This is a genomic window from Streptomyces sp. NPDC052107 (genome assembly GCF_040680215.1).
Lineage (GTDB): Bacteria > Actinomycetota > Actinomycetes > Streptomycetales > Streptomycetaceae > Streptomyces.
Genome location: NZ_JBFAWG010000046.1, coordinates 42900 through 61299 on the forward strand (window position 1 = coordinate 42900; position 18400 = coordinate 61299).

At 69.7% G+C, this 18400-nt stretch carries 10 protein-coding genes and 2 pseudogenes; 10 read left to right on the forward strand and 2 right to left on the reverse strand.

What is annotated here, in order from left to right:
• The first annotated feature begins 1 nt into the window (after position 1).
• The 9 genes and pseudogenes from AB0M27_RS32605 to AB0M27_RS32645 form a co-directional block, all read left to right on the forward strand.
• On the forward strand, positions 2 to 1210 hold the full coding sequence (locus AB0M27_RS32605) for an ROK family transcriptional regulator (protein WP_365727101.1): 1209 nt from the start codon (positions 2 to 4) through the stop codon (positions 1208 to 1210).
• 272 nt (positions 1211 to 1482) lie between these two features.
• A complete protein-coding gene (locus AB0M27_RS32610) occupies positions 1483 to 2967 on the forward strand; it encodes an APC family permease (protein ID WP_365727103.1) in 1485 nt (494 codons plus the stop codon).
• Between the two features lie 88 nt (positions 2968 to 3055).
• A complete protein-coding gene (locus AB0M27_RS32615; protein WP_365727105.1) occupies positions 3056 to 4069 on the forward strand; it encodes an acetamidase/formamidase family protein in 1014 nt (337 codons plus the stop codon).
• A 167-nt stretch (positions 4070 to 4236) separates the two neighbouring features.
• On the forward strand, positions 4237 to 4881 hold the full coding sequence (locus AB0M27_RS32620) for an N-acetylmuramoyl-L-alanine amidase (RefSeq protein WP_365727121.1): 645 nt from the start codon (positions 4237 to 4239) through the stop codon (positions 4879 to 4881).
• A gap of 57 nt (positions 4882 to 4938) precedes the next feature.
• Positions 4939 to 6246, forward strand: a complete 1308-nt coding sequence (locus AB0M27_RS32625; protein WP_365727107.1) for a GAF domain-containing protein — start codon at positions 4939 to 4941, stop codon at positions 6244 to 6246.
• Positions 6247 to 6303: 57 nt separating this feature from the next.
• Complete coding sequence (gene adh, locus AB0M27_RS32630) at positions 6304 to 7827, forward strand: aldehyde dehydrogenase (protein WP_365727109.1); 1524 nt, start codon at positions 6304 to 6306, stop codon at positions 7825 to 7827.
• A 615-nt stretch (positions 7828 to 8442) separates the two neighbouring features.
• Positions 8443 to 8553 (forward strand): keywimysin-related RiPP, encoded by a 111-nt coding sequence (locus tag AB0M27_RS32635; protein WP_365727110.1) that lies wholly within the window; start codon positions 8443 to 8445, stop codon positions 8551 to 8553.
• 26 nt (positions 8554 to 8579) lie between these two features.
• Positions 8580 to 8995: pseudogene (locus AB0M27_RS32640) on the forward strand (asparagine synthetase B family protein); the annotation flags it as partial.
• Between the two features lie 4 nt (positions 8996 to 8999).
• A pseudogene (locus tag AB0M27_RS32645) lies at positions 9000 to 9500 on the forward strand (ABC transporter ATP-binding protein); the annotation flags it as partial.
• A gap of 664 nt (positions 9501 to 10164) precedes the next feature.
• On the opposite strand, the gene AB0M27_RS32650 reads toward AB0M27_RS32645, so the two are convergent.
• A complete protein-coding gene (locus AB0M27_RS32650) occupies positions 10165 to 12138 on the reverse strand; it encodes a discoidin domain-containing protein (protein ID WP_365727112.1) in 1974 nt (657 codons plus the stop codon).
• A 152-nt stretch (positions 12139 to 12290) separates the two neighbouring features.
• On the reverse strand, positions 12291 to 15701 hold the full coding sequence (locus AB0M27_RS32655) for a choice-of-anchor D domain-containing protein (protein ID WP_365727115.1): 3411 nt from the start codon (positions 15699 to 15701) through the stop codon (positions 12291 to 12293).
• Positions 15702 to 16440: 739 nt separating this feature from the next.
• On the opposite strand from AB0M27_RS32655, the gene AB0M27_RS32660 reads away from it, so the two are divergent.
• Positions 16441 to 16872, forward strand: coding sequence for a hypothetical protein (locus tag AB0M27_RS32660; RefSeq protein WP_365727117.1), 432 nt, complete (start codon positions 16441 to 16443; stop codon positions 16870 to 16872).
• The last annotated feature ends 1528 nt before the right edge of the window (positions 16873 to 18400 follow it).

The window sequence follows — 18400 nt, forward strand, 5'->3', positions numbered from 1 at the left end:
CATGACCGCACCCCTGCACGAGGCCCGTCCGCCGGGCGCCGGCCGCGTCCTGCCGGACACCCAGCGGGGCATGCGCCGGCGCAACCTGGCCCGCGTGCTGTACGCCGTCAGCGCGGAGGGTTCGCTGTCGCGGGCGGCGGTCGCCTCGCGCATCGGGCTGACGCGGGCGGCCGTGTCGACGCTGGTGGACGAGCTCATCCGGTGGGGTTTGCTGGAGGAACTGGGGCCGGAGCGGCCGGGCCGGGTGGGCCGGCCCGGGTCTGCGCTCGCGGTGAGCGGCCGCGGACCGGCCGGGATCGGGGCGGAGATCGGCGTCGACCACCTCGCGGTGTGCGCGGTCGATCTGCGCGGCGTGGTCCGGGCCCGGGCGGTGCGGCACGGAGCGAACCGGGGCCGGGCACCCGGACCGGTGGTGGAGGAACTGACCGAGCTGGTCCGCCGGGTCGTCGCGGAGGCGGAGCGCGAGGCGCTGTGGCCCGCGGGGCTCGCGGTCGCCGTGCCCGGACTCGTGGCCCGGGACGGCCGTACCGTCGTACGCGCCCCGAACCTCGACTGGCAGGACACCGACCTCGGCGCACTGCTGCCCGGCGACTGGCAGCTGACCGTGGACAACGAGGCCAACTTCGGCGCGCTCGCCGAGTTGTGGCTCGGTGACGGCACCCCGCGTGACTTCCTGCACGTGTCGGCCGAGATCGGCATCGGCGCCGCGGTCGTCGTGGACGGCGGACTGCTGCGCGGAACCCGCGGCTTCGCGGGCGAGCTGGGCCACGTACCGGTGCGGCCGGACGGACCCCCCTGTCCGTGCGGCGGCCGGGGCTGCCTGGAGCAGTACGCGGGCGAGGAAGCGGTGCTGCGTGCGGCGGGTCTGGAGCCGGGCGAGGACCTGGTGGGCCTGCTCGCGGGGCGCGCCGAGCAGGGCGACGAAGGCGTACGGGCAGCCCTGCGGGACGCCGGTACGGCGCTCGGCATCGCCCTCACCGGGGCGGTGAACCTCCTCGATCCCGAGACGGTGGTCCTGGGCGGCGCCCTGGCCGGCCTCTCCCCATGGCTGCTGCCGTCACTGGAGATGGAGCTGACGAGCCGCACGGCAGGCCCGCCCTGCCCGGTGAGAGTATCCCGGCTGGGCCCCGAGGGCCCCTTGCTGGGCGCGGCGCACTCGGTCGTCCGGGGCGTGCTGGACGATCCGGCGGTGGTGGCGGAACGTTCCTGACGTCCCGGATCGAGCCGTCAGGGACTCCCGCGCCGCCCGGAATCAGGGCGTCGCGGCTGCCGGTGTTCGTCCGATCGGGTGGCCCGGTTTTCCACAAGTGGAGGCTTCTCCACGGATGCGGTGTGCGGTCTTCTGCCCAACCCGCCCGCGCCGTACCGTGATTCACGCGAGGCACAGCCGACGGGTCGTCAAGGCTGTCGGGGTGCCGAACGGTTCACGGTGTTTCACACGCGTTCGGGTGGCAGTGGGCTGACATGCATCGGGGGACACACATGCACGAGGAGAGGACCGGGGCGCTGCGGCGCGACGCCGTCGGGCTGCGCGAGGTGTTGTTCCAGAGCGTCACGGCGATGGCGCCGGCGGCCGCCGTGGCCGCGTCGATCCCGGCCGGTGCCGCCTTCGCGGGCGGCAGCCTGCCGCTGGCGGTGCTGATCGCCCTGGTGGCCTGTCTGTTCACCGCGTCCTGCGTGGCCGAGCTGGCCCGGGAGCTTCCCGCCGCGGGCTCGGTGGCCACGTATGCGGCGCGGGGGCTGCACCCCGCCGTCGGGTTCCTCGTCGGCTGGGGTTACGTCTTCGTGGAGATGCTGGTCCCACCGCTGCTGCTTCTGCAGTTGGGCTTCACGGCGGCGGGCACGCTGCACGAGGAGTGGTCCTCGTATCCGGCGGACCTGTGGTGGCCGTGGTCCCTGGCGGGCGCCGCCGTCATCGCCGTCACCGGTTACCTGGGGGTCCGCGCCTCGGCCCGCTTCGGCACCGTCCTCGGCGTCTTCGAGATCCTGGTCTTCCTGGTGTTCGCGGTCCTACTCATCTGCAAGGCGGGCGACGCCAACACCCTGTCGGTGTTCGGCACTTCGCACACCGCCGAGGGTTACGCCGGGATCAGCGGTGTGTTCGCCGGGTCCGTGTACACGGTGCTGGCGTTCGCGGGGTTCGAGGCCGCGGCGCCGCTCGCCGAGGAGACACGCGACCCCCGGCGGACGATGCACCGCGCGGTCCTCGGCGCGGCCCTGGGCATCGGCCTGTTCTATGTGATCACGACGTATGCGATGACCGTCTACTTCGGCCCGGACCGCTTCGCGAAGTTCGGTGCCTCGGGCGCGGCCTCCTGGGACGGCGTCGCCCGGGCCTCCTTCGGCCTCTTCTGGGTGCTGGTCTTCCTGGCGGTGATCAACTCCACGATCGCCAACGCCAACGCGTGCGCCAACGTCTCGACCCGTACGGCCTTCGCCCTGGCCCGTATCCGGGTCCTACCCCGCATGCTCGCCACGCTCCACCCGCGGCACCGCTCCCCCGTGGCCGGTATCGCACTGCAGACCCTCGTGGCGGTCGGGGCGGTCCTGGGACTCGGTTTCGGCTACGACCCCGTGACCGCGTTCCTGCTGCTCGCCACAGTGATCGTGACGGTCGTCGTCGGGGTCTACATCGTCGTGAACCTCGCCTGCGCCGGCTACTTCCTGCGGGCCGGCCGGGCCGCCGTCAAGCCGGTACGGCATCTGCTGTTCCCGGTCCTCGGCATCGCGGCCTTCGTCCCCGCCCTGCTGACGGCCGCCGGCCTCCCAGTCTTCGACTTCGTCACCGAACTGACGGCCCCGGTGTCCTACGCCGGTCCGATCGTCGGCGTCTGGATGGCGGCCGGTGTGGCGGTGCTGCTCCTGCTGATACGGCGGCACCCCGAGCGCATAGCCGAGACCGCTCGGGTGCACCTCGACGCATACGCCCCGGCCGCTCCCCGGCAGGACGGGACCGTGCCCCGCTGACCCGCCGACGCCGGGCGGACAGCCACTGCGCCGACCTGCGCAAGCCCCCTTCCCACGACCGCTCCCGTCAGAAGGGACCACCTCCACGATGACCGACCCCCGGATCCTCACCGTGCGCCCGGAACCGGACGCCTACGCCTGGACGTTCGGCGGCGCACCGCCCGTGGCGCGGATCGCGCCCGGCACGGTTCTCGATCTGTACACCGAGGACTGCTTCGCCGGGCGGGTGCGCTCCGAGAAGGACCTCGTCTCCGAGGTCTGCGAGTTCCCGTTCCTGAATCCGCAGACCGGCCCCTTCCACATCGAGGGCGCCGAGCCGGGCGACACCGTGGCCGTGCACTTCGTGTCGGTCGAACCCGCCCGCGACTGGGCGGCGTCGACGACGGTCCCGCTCTTCGGCGCGCTCACCTCCACGCACACCACGGCCACCCTGCAGCCCCCGCTGCCGGAACGCGTCTGGATCTGGCAGCTGGATCGCGCGCGGCGCACCGCCCTCTTCCAGGCGCGGGACAGCGACATCGAGGTGGAGCTGCCCATGGACCCCATGCACGGCACGGTGGGCGTGGCCCCCGCCAATCTCGAAGTGCGCTCGGCCCTGGTGCCGGACGCGCACGGCGGGAACATGGACACACCCGAGATGCGGGCCGGCGTCACCTGCTATCTGGGCGTCAACGTCGAGGGCGCCCTGCTCAGCCTCGGCGACGGGCACGCCCGGCAGGGCGAGGGCGAGACCTGCGGCGTGGCCGTGGAGTGCGCGATGAACACCGTGGTGGTCGTGGAACTCCTCAAAGACGTCGCCACGCCGTGGCCCCGGCTGGAGTCGGACACCCACATCATCTCGACCGGCTCGGCCCGCCCGCTGGAGGACGCGTTCCGGATATCCCAGCTGGACCTGGTGCAGTGGCTGGCGCGCGACTACGGGTTCAGTGAGCCGGACGCGTACCAATTCGCAACCCAGGCGGTCGAATCCCCGTTGGCCAACGTGTGCGACACGAACTACACGTGCGTGGCCAAGCTCCGCAAGGAGTGGCTGCCGTCACGCGAGACATACCGGGGTGTGCACGCGCGGCTGCGGGAAACCGCGCGGTCTTTGCGGGGCTGACAGCGGCCACGTCCCCATGGACGGACCCCCGACTCGTGACGCCCCCGCACCTCCACAACTCCTGAGACCCGCCACGTCCCCACAACTCCTGACCCCCGCCTTGCCCCCACAACTCCTGACGCCCCCCACACCCCGAAAGGCACCCGCCGATGAACATGGACATCGACATGGACCCGGCCGGACCCGCACGGCGAAGAGAGCCGGTACAGCCGGCGAGCCAGGGCGAGCCGAGCCTGAGCAGACGACGCCTGCTGAAGGGTGCGGCGCTCGCCGCCGTCCCCTACGCGCTGCTCCCCGACCCACGCGCCGCCGCGCAGTCCGGGAGCGTCGACTACCCGCCCGCCGAGTGGCAGTCGGCGAGCCCCTCCAACTACACCGCGTCCGACCGACCCGGCGGCTACCTCATCGACCGTGTGATCGTCCACGTCACACAGGAGACGTACGCCAACACGCTGGCGATCTTCGGCAACCCGCAGAAGAAAGTGTCCGCCCACTATCTGGTCCGCTCGGCGGACGGGCACGTCGCCCAGTGCGTGCACGAGACCGACATCGCCTGGCACGCGGGCAACTGGGACTACAACACCCGCAGCATCGGCATCGAGCACGAAGGATGGGTGGACCAGCCGTCCTACTTCACCAACGCCCTCTACGAGCAGTCGGCGCAGCTCACTGCGGCGATCTGCGACAAGTACGGCATCCCGAAGGACAGGGAGCACATCATCGGCCACTACCAGGTGCCCGGCACCGACCACACCGATCCCGGCCCGAACTGGAACTGGGTCCGCTACATGAGGCTGGTCAACTTCGCCTAGCCGGAAGACGATGGTCACGGGACCGAAGTCACTGTTTCACCGTCCGGGGAGGCCGATTTGACCGATCCGTGGGTGGCCCTGGAGCCGGGGGCCGACCCCGCCGAACGGGTCCGTGTGCTGCGCCGGGCGCACGAGACGTTCACCACGGCGGGCACGGTGCCGCGCCCGGTGCGGTCGGTGGTGGCGGAGTCGTGGCGGCGCAGCGCGCGGGCCGGTGTCGGGCCGGACGGCACGGCCAGCGTGGAGCTGACCGACGGCGACCTCGGCGCGTACCGAGCCGAGCACCCGCTGGCGAGGGTGATGCCGCTGTTCCGGGAGCTCCTCGGCACGTTCGCCGCCGACGGCGAGCATCTGCTGGCGGTGTGCGACGCGCACGGCAGGCTGCTGTGGGTCGAGGGACACCCGGCGACCCGGCGCCGTGCGGACGGGATGAACTTCGTACCCGGAGCGCGCTGGTCGGAGAGCGCGGTCGGCACCAACGCGCCGGGCACCGCGGTCGCTGTGGACCGGCCGGTGCAGGTGTTCGCCGCGGAGCACTTCATACGCCGGGTCCAGCCGTGGACGTGTGCGGCGGCACCGGTGCACGATCCGCGCACCGGTCAGGTCCTGGGCGCCGTGGACATCACCGGCGGGGACGGGCTGGCGCATCCGCACAGCCTCGGGTTCGTGCAGGCGGTGGCGCGGGCCGCCGAGGCGCAGCTCGCGCTACTCGATCCACCGGGGAGCGCGGTGGACACACCGCTGCTCGGTGCGCTGGGCCGGGACGAGGCCGAGTTCGCACTCGACGGCAGCCGGATCCGGCTCAGCCGTCGGCACAGCGAGATCCTCGTGCTGCTGGCCCGGCATCCCGAGGGGCTGAGCGGTGACGAGCTGCAGTGCGCGCTGTATGCGGACGAGTCGGTGACACCGGTGACCCTGCGCGCCGAACTGGCCCGGCTGCGCAGGCTGTTGGGTCCCGGCCTGCTCGCCTCGCGGCCGTACCGGCTGACGGCCGCGGTCGAGTCGGACGTCACCGTGGTGGAGCGGCGGCTCAGGGCGGGCGCGGTCACGGCGGCGGTGGAGGCGTACAGCGGTCCGCTGCTGCCCGGTTCGCAGGCGCCGGCGATCGTACGGCTGCGGGACCGTCTCGCCGCCGAACTGCGGACAGCACTCGTCGCGCACCGCGACCCGGACCTGCTGGCGGACTGGGCGCACGCGCCGTGGGGCGAGGACGACCTCGAGGTGTGGCGGGCGCTGGCCGCGGTGCGGCCGACGGCGCCGGTGCGGTCGCGGCTCGCCACGCTGGAGGCAGAGCTGAGGGCACCGGTCGGCCGGACGGCGGGGCGGGTCCGTGGCGCAACGTGGTTGCAACGTCCGCCCGCCTAGCCTCGCGCCCGAGAGCTGCCCAACGGCGGGCAGCGCTGCACCGGGAGGCAGACCAGCATGACTCGTTACGCGGCGCCGGGCACCGAAGGCGCGATCGTCTCCTACCAGGCGCGCTACGACCACTTCATCGGCGGGGAATACGTGCCGCCGCTGCGCGGGCAGTACTTCGAGAATCCGTCGCCGGTCAACGGACAGCCGTTCACCGAGATCGCGCGCGGGACCGCGGAGGACGTCGAGCGGGCGCTGGACGCGGCGCACGAGGCCGCGCCGGCGTGGGGCCGTACGCCGGTGGCGGAGCGCAGCGACATCCTGCTGAAGATCGCCGACCGCATGGCGGCCAACCTCGAAGCCCTCGCGGTGGCGGAGAGCTGGGAGAACGGCAAGCCGGTCCGCGAGACGCTGGCGGCCGACATCCCGCTGGCGATCGACCACTTCCGTTACTTCGCGGGCGCGATCCGGGCGCAGGAGGGGTCGCTCGGCGAGATCGACGACGACACGGTGGCGTACCACTTCCACGAGCCGCTCGGGGTCGTCGCGCAGATCATCCCGTGGAACTTCCCGATCCTCATGGCGACGTGGAAGCTCGCGCCGGCGCTCGCCGCGGGCAACGCGGTCGTCCTGAAGCCGGCCGAGCAGACCCCGGCCTCCATCCACTACTGGGTCGGCCTGATCGCGGACCTGCTGCCGCCCGGGGTGCTGAACATCGTCAACGGCTTCGGCGTGGAGGCGGGCAAGCCGCTGGCGTCCAGTCCGCGCGTGGCGAAGGTGGCGTTCACCGGGGAGACCACGACCGGGCGGCTGATCATGCAGTACGCCTCCGAGAACATCAAGCCCGTCACCCTGGAGCTCGGCGGCAAGTCGCCCAACATCTTCTTCGACGACGTGTGGGCGCACGACGACGACTTCCGCGACAAGGCGCTCGAGGGCTTCACCATGTTCGCGCTCAACCAGGGCGAGGTGTGCACCTGCCCGTCCCGGGCGCTGATCCAGCGCGGCCACTACGCGGAGTTCCTGCAGGCGGCCGTGGAACGCACCCGGCAGATCAAGCCGGGCCACCCGCTCGACACCGACACGATGATCGGCGCCCAGGCCTCCAACGACCAGCTGGAGAAGATCCTCTCCTACCTGGACATCGGCCGGCAGGAGGGCGCGAAGGTCCTCACCGGCGGTGAGCGCATCGAGTACGACGGCGAGCTGAAGGGCGGCTACTACGTCCAGCCGACCATCTTCGAGGGCGACAACCGCATGCGGATCTTCCAGGAGGAGATCTTCGGCCCGGTCGTCTCGGTGGCCTCCTTCGACGACTTCGACGACGCCATCAAGATCGCCAACGACACTCTGTACGGCCTCGGCGCGGGCGTGTGGACCCGGGACGCCAACACCGCCTACCGCGCGGGCCGTGCGATCCAGGCCGGCCGGGTGTGGACCAACTGCTACCACGCCTACCCCGCGCACGCTGCGTTCGGCGGCTACAAGCAGTCCGGTATCGGCCGCGAGACGCACAAGATGATGCTGGAGCACTACCAGCAGACGAAGAACCTTCTGGTGTCGTACTCGCCGAAGAAGCTGGGCTTCTTCTAGACATCGGTAAAGGGCTCCTGACCAGGGAAGCTACCGGTCAGGAGCCCTTCTTGGCGCGCGCACTCCGCGAGGTCGACGCCGAAGGCCGACCAGAATGCGATGCCGGCGAGGCGGGCGTCTCGCTCTCCTGGCAGTGCGCTGCTGACAATGCGCTCTCGTTGTTCCTCTACGTCTGAAGGCGGCCGCCGGTGAGACGTCTGGGGAACGCTTCGGAGCGGAGCGACAGGAAAGGGAGCAGGCCCAGGGGCGTGGACCGCGCCCGGCGCCGCCTATGGTCGCCGTAAGGGGCGTCTGGCAGGGGCCGCGAGCAACTGCCAGGGCGCATGTCAAAACGATTATTCGAGCATGCGCACACCCGGATCGCACAACGATGCCGCGCCGACAACCACCAAAACGAGCGGGGCGCACAACCCCAGTGATTCGGAGTTTGCATATTATCCGAGCTTCGCAAAGGCTCTTGCCCGGATCTCACGCTTTGCAGCTAGCTATTGCTGCGCCTGCTTCCTGGCCCGGGTTCCCGATGTGCCCGGGGCCGACCGACAGCACCTCGGCAAGTCCCTGCGCCGTCGGTCACGGAGGCGGTCGGGAAACGCGCATGTGATGTGAGGGGTTGTCATGAAGAAGGCATACGAGGCACCTACGCTCGTCCGGCTCGGCACCTTCCGGAAGGAGACGGGGCTCCTGCAGCCCCACGGTCACGACCGGCTGATCCTGAGCAAGAACTGACGACCGACGGTCCTTGACCCGACGTCATGACTGAACTGCACGAAAGTGCGGGGCCGGGCCCCGGCGAGGCGGTCTTCCCGGACCGTGCAGCCGCGGCCGCCGTGGCCCGCTCCTTCGCCCGCCCCGGAAGCCGGACCCTCGCACATACGTCGGGCCGGCCCTGGCTGGTCGGCCGCTGGCACGACCAGGAGGTCCTCACGGCTGACACCGGCAGCGCCCGCGTCGCCGTCGTCGGCTGCTGCCCGATCGAAGCCGACGACCTGCGCCGCCGGCTCGTGCCACGATGACGGCGACCAGAAGCAGCAGCAGGAGGTCGAGCCACGCCAGATCACCGCCGTTCCCCCCGCAGGACGCCGTGGTCGTCGCCGCGGACGGCCGCAGCGGACGGCACACCCGGTGGTGGACACCGCCGGAGCCGGTACGGCCGCTCGCCGAGGCGGCGCGACGGCACCCTGCACGACAACATCGCCTACGCCTTGCCCGACGCCACGGAAGGGGAGATCCGGCGCGTCATCGAACTGGCCCGCCTCGAAGAAGTTGTTGACCGGCTGCCCGGCGGCCTGGCCGCTGTCATCGGCGAACGCGGCAGCACCCTCTCCGGCGGCGAACGCCAGCGCGTCGCCCTCGCCCGCGCGTTGCTGGCCCGCCCCTCGCTGCTCCTCTTGGACGAGCCCACCTCCCACCTGGACGCGATCAATGAGTCGGCGCTCACCACCGCTATGAAGGACATCTCCCAAGAGTGCGCCCTGCTGGTCATCGCCCACCGCCTGTCCACCGTGCAGCACGCGGACCACATCGCGGTGCTGCAGGACGGCCGCACCGCCGCCGGCGGACGCCACGAGGAGTTGCTCGCCGGCAGTGCCCTCTATCGCGAGCTGGCTGCGAGCCAGATGCTCCGGCCGGGCGGTGCGCTCGGAGGCGACAGTCGGGGGCGGACGGACGGTTGAAGCGTGCCGTCCTGGCGGCCCCGCAGCAAGGGATCCGGACCATGCGCAGGCCATCGGCCGGGCAGTCGCGGCCACGAGCCACGTTCGCGCTGGTCAACGGCGGTGCGACAGCTGTACCACCGGACAGTTCGCGTGGTGACGTGGCTCGGCGAGGAACTTGGCGTATCAACGGAAGAGCACCTGGATGCTCTGCCCCGCTCGGCGCGCGCACTCGGCTGGACCGCCGCCGACGGCCAGCCAGAAGGAGATGCCCGCATGGCGCAACTCGTACGGCGCTGCGCCAGTTCGAGGGCCAGCTCCTCCAGAGTCAGCGCCGCCTCATGTCCTCGGCGCCACGTTATGCCGTACGCCGAGGCGTCGATGTAGCTTTCGGCCGCGTTACGAAACACGCGCCCGTCCGACGCCACACCGAAGTGCTCGATGTGTTCCCGCAGCATGCGGACCAGCACAGGTGGGACAGGAACGGGTCGCGCCATCACGACGCCGCCCTTCAGGTTCAGACGGCCCCAGCCAGTGGCAGGGAGTCAGCCGGGCCTCCGGTCTCCCACAGAGTGAAATCGACCTTGCTCCGTTCACCGTCGCAGAGTGGGCAGAACGAGAGGCCGCGGATGCCCGTTTCACGCGCCCCGTCCGGCAATGGGCCGGGGCGGTTCACAGCCAGGCGTCAGACGCCGAAGACCTGGAACTCCGAGGCCTGCCCGGCCGGCCAGCCGGTGTTTGCGGTGAAGGTGAGTCGTACGTAGCGGGTGGCGACGGTGGAGGGAAGCGTGAGGGTCGCGGTGTTGCCGGTCGCCGGGTCGAAGGTGTAGCCGGCCGAGGCGAGAAGCTGGGCGAAGGTGCCGCCGTCCGTGCTGCCCTGGACGGAGATGGTCTGGGTGCGGGTGGCCCAGGCGGTCGCCGGGGGAAGCTTGAGGACGATCCTCTTGACGCCGGTGGTGGCGCCCAGATCGACCTGGAGCCACTGCGGAAGGGCGTTGTTGGCGGACTCCCAATAGGTGTTGGCGTCGCCGTCGGTCGCGTTGCCCGAGGCGTATGTCTGGGTGTGGCTGCTCTCCGAGGTGGGGCGGTGGAGGGCGAGGTTCGTGGTGCTGGAGGGGGGGTCAGTGGTGACGGTGACCTGGTTGGAGGGCTGCGAGACGTTTCCCGCCGCGTCGAGGGCGACGACGTCGAAGGTGTACGCGGTGGACGCGCTGAGTCCGGCGACAGTGAACGAGGTGGCGCTGGTGGTGCCCACCTGTGTGCTGGTCGAGCCGGACACCTGCAAGACCCGGTAGCCGGTGACGCCGACGGAGTCGGTCGAAGCGCTCCAGGCCAGCGAGACGGAGTTGCTGGTGTGCCCGGTGGCGTTCAGGGCACTCGGCGCGGTGGGCGGTGTGGTGTCGCCGCCGGTGGAGACGATCGGCTGGGTCGGGCGAGTGGCGGTCAGCGCTATCTGGCCTTTGAGCATGCGGCCGCCGTCTCCGGTCAGGCGAAGGTAGTAGTCGGAGGAGCAGGCGGTGCCGTCTTCGTCGAGGGCGAGGAAGCCGGAGTTGGTGGGCACCCATGCCTGTGTCTCGGCGGTCTTGGCGATCTGGTTGCCCTCGTTGTACTCGTCGAACATCGAGATGTAGATGCCCTGCACCCCGGCCCGCACCATGTTGTAGAACTGCCGCCACATGAAGTCGCCGTGCGCTCGCTGCCGGGCGGAAACGTCGCCAGGCAGGACACAGGGCTGATAGTCAATACCGTTGGCGTTGCAGTCGGCCTGGTCGCCGACGGTGTAGGTGTTGTAGGCGTTGTCGGCGTCCGACACATTGCCGATGGCGCCGACCATCCACGGTGAGATCATGTTGAAGGCGTGGTAGACGCCGAGATAGCCGGCCCGTGAGCCCCCGGTGCCCGTCCGCCATTCGCGCGGGACGCCACCGATGACGTAACAACCCTGGCTCTTGAACCAGTTGATGACGTCAAGGCAGGCGTCGGCGGTGAAGGGGTGATTGCTGTCGTTGAAGCCGAAGCCCCAGATGCAGACGACCGGCTTGCCGTTCTGCTTCGCGTACGCCGAGGAAGCGGTGTGCGCGGACATCTTGTTCGTCCAGTCCGTCTTGATCTCGGACTGCATGCTCGACCAGCCGGTCACGTCGTACATGATGTAGAACTTCCGCCCGTACGACTCGGCGGCGCTGCGCACCTTGGTCGCCATGGCGTCGCGGGTGGGGCCCTCGCCGCCGGTGGGGTTGAAGCGCTGCAGTGCCGCGGTGTCGATGCTGTTCTGCTGCATCCACAAGAAGTGGGTGTTCACCGTCTGCTGGTCGTACGAGGAGAACAGCGTGGCGGGCCGGCCGTTGCCGAGGTTGGCGTACGAGGTCTGGTAGGTCTTGGTGTAGTCGCGCACGTCGGGCCAGCATTTGATGCCGGTGTTCGACGGGGACGGCGGCTGGCCCCAGTTCTGGGTCCAGTGCCACCAGCCGTTGATGGGCGCGCCGTCGCCGATGCAGGCGAACCAGCCCTGGTAGCCGACGCTGATCTTGCCGACCACGTCGCCCGCCTGGCTGGCCGCTGACGCGGGTTCGGCGAGTACGGTCTCGGCGGCTACCACGGTTCCCACCGCGGTGGCCGCGATCGCGGCCTGCAAGAAGACCCTGCGCGTGACACCCATCTGGACTCCCCTGGTCGGCTGTCGACTTCCCGTCGACTACAAGCGGGTGGACTTCGGTGGCCGGTGCCGCCCATGACCCCGTGGGGGCCGGGCCTGTGGGATCGAGATGGTGCCGCCGAGCGGCTTGCGCTCGGCGGCACCATCAGGTCGTATCAGGTGTTCCAGACCTGGAATTCCGAGATCTGACCGGCCGACCAGCCGGTGTTCGCCGTGATGTTCACCCGGACGTATCGCTGGGTGGTCGCGGCGAACGTGATGGTGACCGTGTTGTTGGTGGTGGGGTCGAAGGTGTACGTGGCCGACGACTTGATGGTGGTGAAGGAGGAGCCGTCGGTGCTGCCCGACAGGGACAGCGTCTGGTTACGGGCGCCCCAGGTCGCGGGGAGCTGGAGGACGACGCGGCTGGCACTCTGCGCGGAACCGAGGTCCACCTGGACCCACTGGGGAAAGGCGTTGTTGGCACTCTCCCAGTAGGTGCCCTGGTTGCCGTCCGTCACGTTCGACGACGGGTACACGTCGGTGTGGCTGGACTCGGTGGTGGCCGCGCCGGCTGCCAGGTTCTTGCTCACCGTGCCGGCGCCGGTGCCGGTCAGCGCGACCGTGGTCGTGCCGTTCGACGCGTTGCTGGCGATGCTGAGGTCGCCGGTGCGGGTGCCGGACGCGGTGGGCTTGAACGTGACGTTCACCGTGCAGGAGGCGTTCGCCGCGATCGACGTCCCGCAGTTGTTGGTCTGCGAGAAGTCACCCGTGACGGTGATACCGGAGACCGTCGCGGACGCCGTACCGGTGTTGGTCACCGTGACCGTCTGCGCACTGCTGGCGGTGTTGAGTGCCTGGGTGGGATACGACAGCGACGTCGGGCTGGCCGACAAGGTCGCGTTCGAGGAGCCGCCGTCACTGGGGAACACCTCGAAGTCCGACAACTGGGCTGCGTTCCACCCCGTGTTGGCGGTGATGTTCACCCGCACATATCTCGCCGTGGCGGCGTTGAACGTGATGGTCGCCGTGTTGTTGTTGGCGTTCGGGTCGAAGGTGTACCCGGCCGATGCCTTGATCGTCGAGAAGCTGGAGCCGTCCGTGGATCCCTGCACCGACAGCGTCTGCGTGCGGGCCGACCACGCCGTCGCCGGCGGGAGCTTGAGCACGACCTTGCCGACGCTGTAGTTCTGGCCGAGGTCGACCTGCGCCCACTGCGGGAACGAACCGTTCGCGCTCTCCCAGTACGTCGAGGCGTCCGAGTCGGTGACGTTCGAGGCGACGTACGGACTGGTGCTCGAACTCGCCGACGCCGGGCGCCCCGCGGCGACGTTGGTGGTGCTGTCGATGCCGCTGCCGGTCAGGGAGACCACGGTCGGGCTGTTGTTGGCGTTGCTGGTGACGGTCAGCTTGCCGGTGCGCGATCCGCCCGTGGTGGGCTTGAACTCGACGCTCACCGTGCAGGACGCACCGACCGCGAGGGTGGAGCAGTTGTTGGTCTGACTGAAGTCACCTGTCACCGAGACGCCCGAGACGGTCGCCGATGTGGTGCCCGAGTTCGTCACCTTCACCGTCTGCGCGGTGGCCGACGAGCCGACCACCGTACTGTCGAAGGACAGGCTCGCCGGGTCGGTGTTCAGAACCGGGCCCGGCGCGGTGCCGGTACCGGAGAGGCTGACATTGTTGGTGATCCCGCCCGCGTTCACGGTCAGAGTGCCGCTACGGCTGCCGGTCGCCGTCGGTGCGAACTTCACACTGACGGTGCACGAGCCGTTCGCCGCGATCGACGAACCGCACGTGTTGGTCTGGGAGTAGTCGCCGCTGGTGGAGATCGACGAGACGGACGCGGCGGTGTTGGTCGGGTTGGAGACCGTCACGGTCTGTGCGTCGCTGGTCGAACCGTTCGGGACCGAACCGAAGTTCAGCGCGCCGGGGGTGGCCGTCACGCCCTCGGCCGGGTAGGGCGGGTAGACCGGAGCCGGCCACCCTCCGCAGTACGGCGTACCGCTGATGCCGGAGTTGCCGCCGCCGTCGGTCACCGTGAAGCTCCCGACCGAGCAGTTGTACACCGGAGAGGAGTAGCCGACACCGGTCGCCGTGACGTTGGTGAACTTGGCCGCGCCGCCGGTCTGCTCCTGGAGGGCGAAGGTTCCGGTGCCGGCGATGGTCACGTTGTTGAGGTTGACCCCGCTGATGGTGCCCTCGACCCACTGGACGGCCTCGTACGGACTCTGCTGGATCAGCGCGTTGGTCACGTTGATCGGGCCGGTGATCGCGCCCTGGCTGCCGTCGAACCACAGTGCGCCCACGCCGAACTGCCAGTTCGGGTCGAGGCTGCCGTCCCGGATCATGGTGTTGTCGGAGATCGTGGTGGTGCCGACCGGCGTCGACGAGAAGCGCTGCCCCACGTGGATGCCGCCGCCCTGGGTGAGGCCGGTGTCCACCACCCGGTTGCCGCTGACGGTGTTGTCGTGACCACCGTAGATCGCGATGCCGTTGGCGAGGATCTGCAGTGACACGGTGTTGTTGGAGATCGTGTCGTTGGCGTCGGCACCGATACCGGAGTCCGCCCAGGTGGCGATGCCGTCGTCGCCGGTGTTGCGGATGTCGCTGTTGGTCACCTTCGAGTTGGTGACGCCGCCGTGGAAGTTGATGCCGTCCGCGGTGGTGTCACGGATGCGCAGGCCGCTGAACGTCAGCCCGTCCATCGGCCCGTCCATCCAGGCACCGACCTTCATGTGGTCGATCCACACACTGGAGACGGTCGAGTTGCTCATCGCGCCGCCGATGCCGTTGACCTGGGCACTGTCGTTGCGCTCCTGCACGTTGCCGAATATCGCGAAGTTCTGCAGGTGCACGTCGGTGCTCGGCGAGGGTGCGGAGTTGCCGTAGAAGCCTGGTGCCGTCCCGGTGACGGTCGAGTACCACATGCCGGCGCCGGCGATCGTGACGTTGTTGACACTGATGTGGCCGGGGATGTTGTAGGTGCCCGGCGGGATCCACACGGTGCCGCCGGGACCGGCCGCGCTGATCGCGGCGTTGAACGCGCTGGTCGCGTCGTTCACACCGGTTGCGTCGGCGCCCTTGCTGGTCACCGACACCGACCCCGAGGGTGCGGTCAGGGCGGAGCCGACCTGCTCGAAGTCGGCGAAGTCGATCGTGTACGAGGAGGCGGTGTCCCCCGAATCCACCTGCAGCTTGAAGGTCGTTCCCGCCGGATAGGTGGTGGAGAACAGGCGGTGGGCCTCGTCGTAGAAGTGGTGCGGGTTGCTGCCCGGCGTGTTGGTGAAGGGGTAGCTGCCGTAGTACCAGCTGTAGGCGTTGGTCAGGGTGAAGTCGGGCTGCTTGACGCCGTTGATGTACAGAGACAGTGCGGCGGTGTAGACCGAGCCGCTTGAGGTGTCGGGGATGCTGTACCGGAAGTTGATCGAGTTGGTCGCCACCGGCGTGGTGAACGTGACGTACTGGCCGGTGCCCTGCAGCGTCGTCGCCTTGCGGTACGACGCCTCGTCAGCCAACTGGCCCTGGGTGTAACTCGGGCCGATGGGCGTGCCGTTGGTGGCGGAGTTCTCAGCCTGCACCTCCACGTAGGGCAGGCTCGCGCCGCTGCCGCCAGTGGCAGCAGCGGCCGCCCAAGCCGGTTGGCCAGCCAGAGCGAGGACGCCGAAGGCAGCCAGCATCGCGGCGCTGACTGCCCAGACGAGGGCTCGCCTCAGATTTCGGATGGAATGGAACACTTATCACTCTTTTCATCACGAAATGCCGGATCTATGCCGCTGGCGCCGCCAGAGAGGGAAGGACAGGGAACAAGCGAGAACCCAAGCGATCGACGCAGTCCAGCGCACAGCAAGACACCTCGCCGACCGATGGACCGTGGTCGGCAAAGCGGCTCAATGGGAGACGGGGGGAGACGGGGGGAGGTGGGGGGAGTGGAGGGAGGTGCGGGTGGTTACGACGCAAGGGGACCGTAATATCCTTGACTCATGCGCGCAATAACTGGATAGAACTTTGCAGAATCAAAATGCTGCCTGCAAGATCTCATGTGACGCCCCGAGGTCGGCATCCAGCACCGGGCCGGCCAGGGTGGTTCGGGCACCACTTGCCACCAACCGTGAACCCGTGTGTCCGGACAGCGGGTACCTGCGTTCGACGCCCGGCGACACCCCTTCAGAACCGAGGCGACGGAACAGGCGCGCTCCATGGGCCGCTCGAGACGAGCCGTGCGGGGCAACCCGGTTTCGTTCGGCTCGTTCCAGCAGATCGGCGCCTCCTGGCGGCTGCCCTTGCTGAAAACCTCATCCGCCCGGGTGGGAGCCGGTGTGCGGGATGTGCAGGGTCTCGCGTCCGGACGCGATCGGTACTCTCGCGCGGCTGGCGATCACCCCGGCATGTTGGGCGGTCGTACTGCTCCAACTTGCTCACCTGACCGTGACGAACGCGTCCGCCGTGCTGGGCCTGCCGCCCATCAGCGACCGGGACGAGGACACGGAGATCTCACCCTGCGTCACCAGATCAGTCTCCCACCCGGCCACCTACGGCTGGCCTCACCACCCACCCCACCGCCGTCCGGGCCACCCGACAGGCCCGGCACACGCTCTGGCAGATCGGCGACCGCGCCGCCGACTTCACCCACCTGAGATCCGCGACTGGGACGCGAAGTTCACCGCCGCCTTCGATGCCGTCTTCGCCGGCGAGGGCGTCACGGTCGCCAAGACTCCTCCGCGCAGCCCCAAATGCTGCCCGCACCCGACCCGGTGACACCGCCGGACACCGAATCCGGGATGCCGGCGCGGACGTTGATGAAGGAGATCGGCTGCCCGGTAGTGTTCGTCCACTGCACCGAGCGGCCCGTGCCGCCCGGTGCCGACGTTCACTTGTGAGTGCACCACCCGGTACACGCGAACGTGCACAATGCGCCGTACTCCAGAGCGCCGGGGCCACCCGATAGCCAGCCGTCTCCGGGACAGGGGCCGCGGTCAAGGGTGGGGCGAAGCCCCATCGCATGGCGACGCCCGTAGGGCGCCCTTGACGGCGATTCCTGTCCCGCATCCTGACGAAGCGGGTGGCCACGGCGCCCCCACCGGCTCGAAGCTCTGAGAAAGTGGTGCGCCTTGGGCTGTACCGACCGGTGCACGTTCGGGTGTACGCCGACACCCGGGTGGACATAGACATGGCCCGAAGCCTCCAAGGCGGCGCCTGAGTACCGTGTCGTCGGCGCCGAGGTCAGCGACCGGACGGCGGCACCCCCGCCGGGCGTTCCCACCTCGGCCTCGTAGACCGAGAACGGCGTCGTCGCACCCACCGCCGCGCTCGCTGCCGCCTGCGCCTGCCGGGGAGCGGGGGCCGTCGGGCCGGCCCGGGCGCCTCGGACGGCGGCGCCTCCTGAGCGGCGGCGGCCCGGTAAGACGGACACGCACGTCGCGCCGACCGCGGCCACCGCCAGTCGGCGTCCGGCGCGGCGGATGCCGCGCCGGGGTCTGGGGATCGTCAGCATGTGATGGGAATAAATCACGCAAGTCCTTGCAACTTCTAGCCTGAACTCTGCAATTTCCTTGGTGGTATGGTCTGCGGCCCTTACGGGCGCCGAAAAACCCATCCAAGGTCTGCGACCTGCAGAAGGTCGCGAACGGCGAGTGATCGTGGGGTGGGCGTGCCAGGCTGGTGGATCGTGCTGTTGCGACCGCCCCACCTCGCCGTGTCGAGCGTGTTCGCCTTCATACGGCCGCTGCCGATGTTGCCGGTGCCCGGCGCGGCGCCAGGGCATCGGGCCGGCCACTGAAGCGATGTCAGCGGGGGAACCGGTTGCGGCCCCACCGTCGTTGACTGGTGGAACAGAAAGCAACAGGCTTCCGGCGTCAAGCGGCATGCAGCGCTGCGTGCCTCCGCAGCCCAACGGGGCGGTTTCCCATGGACCTGCATCTGACCGGACGACACGCCATCGTCACCGGTGGCAGGCGCGGCATCGGACTGGCGTGCGCCCAGGCGCTCCCGCCGAGGGCGCGGGCGTGGCCTTGGTCGCCCGCGACAAGGGCGTCTTGGCCAAGGCCGCGGATTGCCTCGCGGCCGCGACCGGGCGCCCGGTGATCGGTGTCGCCGCCGGCAATCGCCCGCCTGGTCACCGCCGAGGAGATGGCGTGTGTGGTGGCCCAGGCGCATCCCAGATGCGGCGCCCATCGATCGGGAGGAGGAAACTGACGGGGCCGCCGGCGTCGCAGCAACCACAGCATGAACGGTAGGCAGGAAGCAGGCACCGCGATCGTGACGGGCGCTGCCAGCGGCATTGGCG

Bases quoted from the DNA above. Each gene is read 5' to 3' on its own strand.
- AB0M27_RS32660 (WP_365727117.1), top strand. From the start codon at position 16,441: ATGTGCAGGGTCTCGCGTCCGGACGCGATCGGTACTCTCGCGCGGCTG.
- AB0M27_RS32615 (WP_365727105.1), top strand. From the start codon at position 3,056: ATGACCGACCCCCGGATCCTCACCGTGCGCCCGGAACCGGACGCCTAC.
- AB0M27_RS32620 (WP_365727121.1), top strand. From the start codon at position 4,237: ATGGACCCGGCCGGACCCGCACGGCGAAGAGAGCCGGTACAGCCGGCG.
- AB0M27_RS32610 (WP_365727103.1), top strand. From the start codon at position 1,483: ATGCACGAGGAGAGGACCGGGGCGCTGCGGCGCGACGCCGTCGGGCTG.
- adh (WP_365727109.1), top strand. From the start codon at position 6,304: ATGACTCGTTACGCGGCGCCGGGCACCGAAGGCGCGATCGTCTCCTAC.
- AB0M27_RS32650 (WP_365727112.1), bottom strand. From the start codon at position 12,138: ATGGGTGTCACGCGCAGGGTCTTCTTGCAGGCCGCGATCGCGGCCACC.
- AB0M27_RS32635 (WP_365727110.1), top strand. From the start codon at position 8,443: ATGAAGAAGGCATACGAGGCACCTACGCTCGTCCGGCTCGGCACCTTC.
- AB0M27_RS32605 (WP_365727101.1), top strand. From the start codon at position 2: ATGACCGCACCCCTGCACGAGGCCCGTCCGCCGGGCGCCGGCCGCGTC.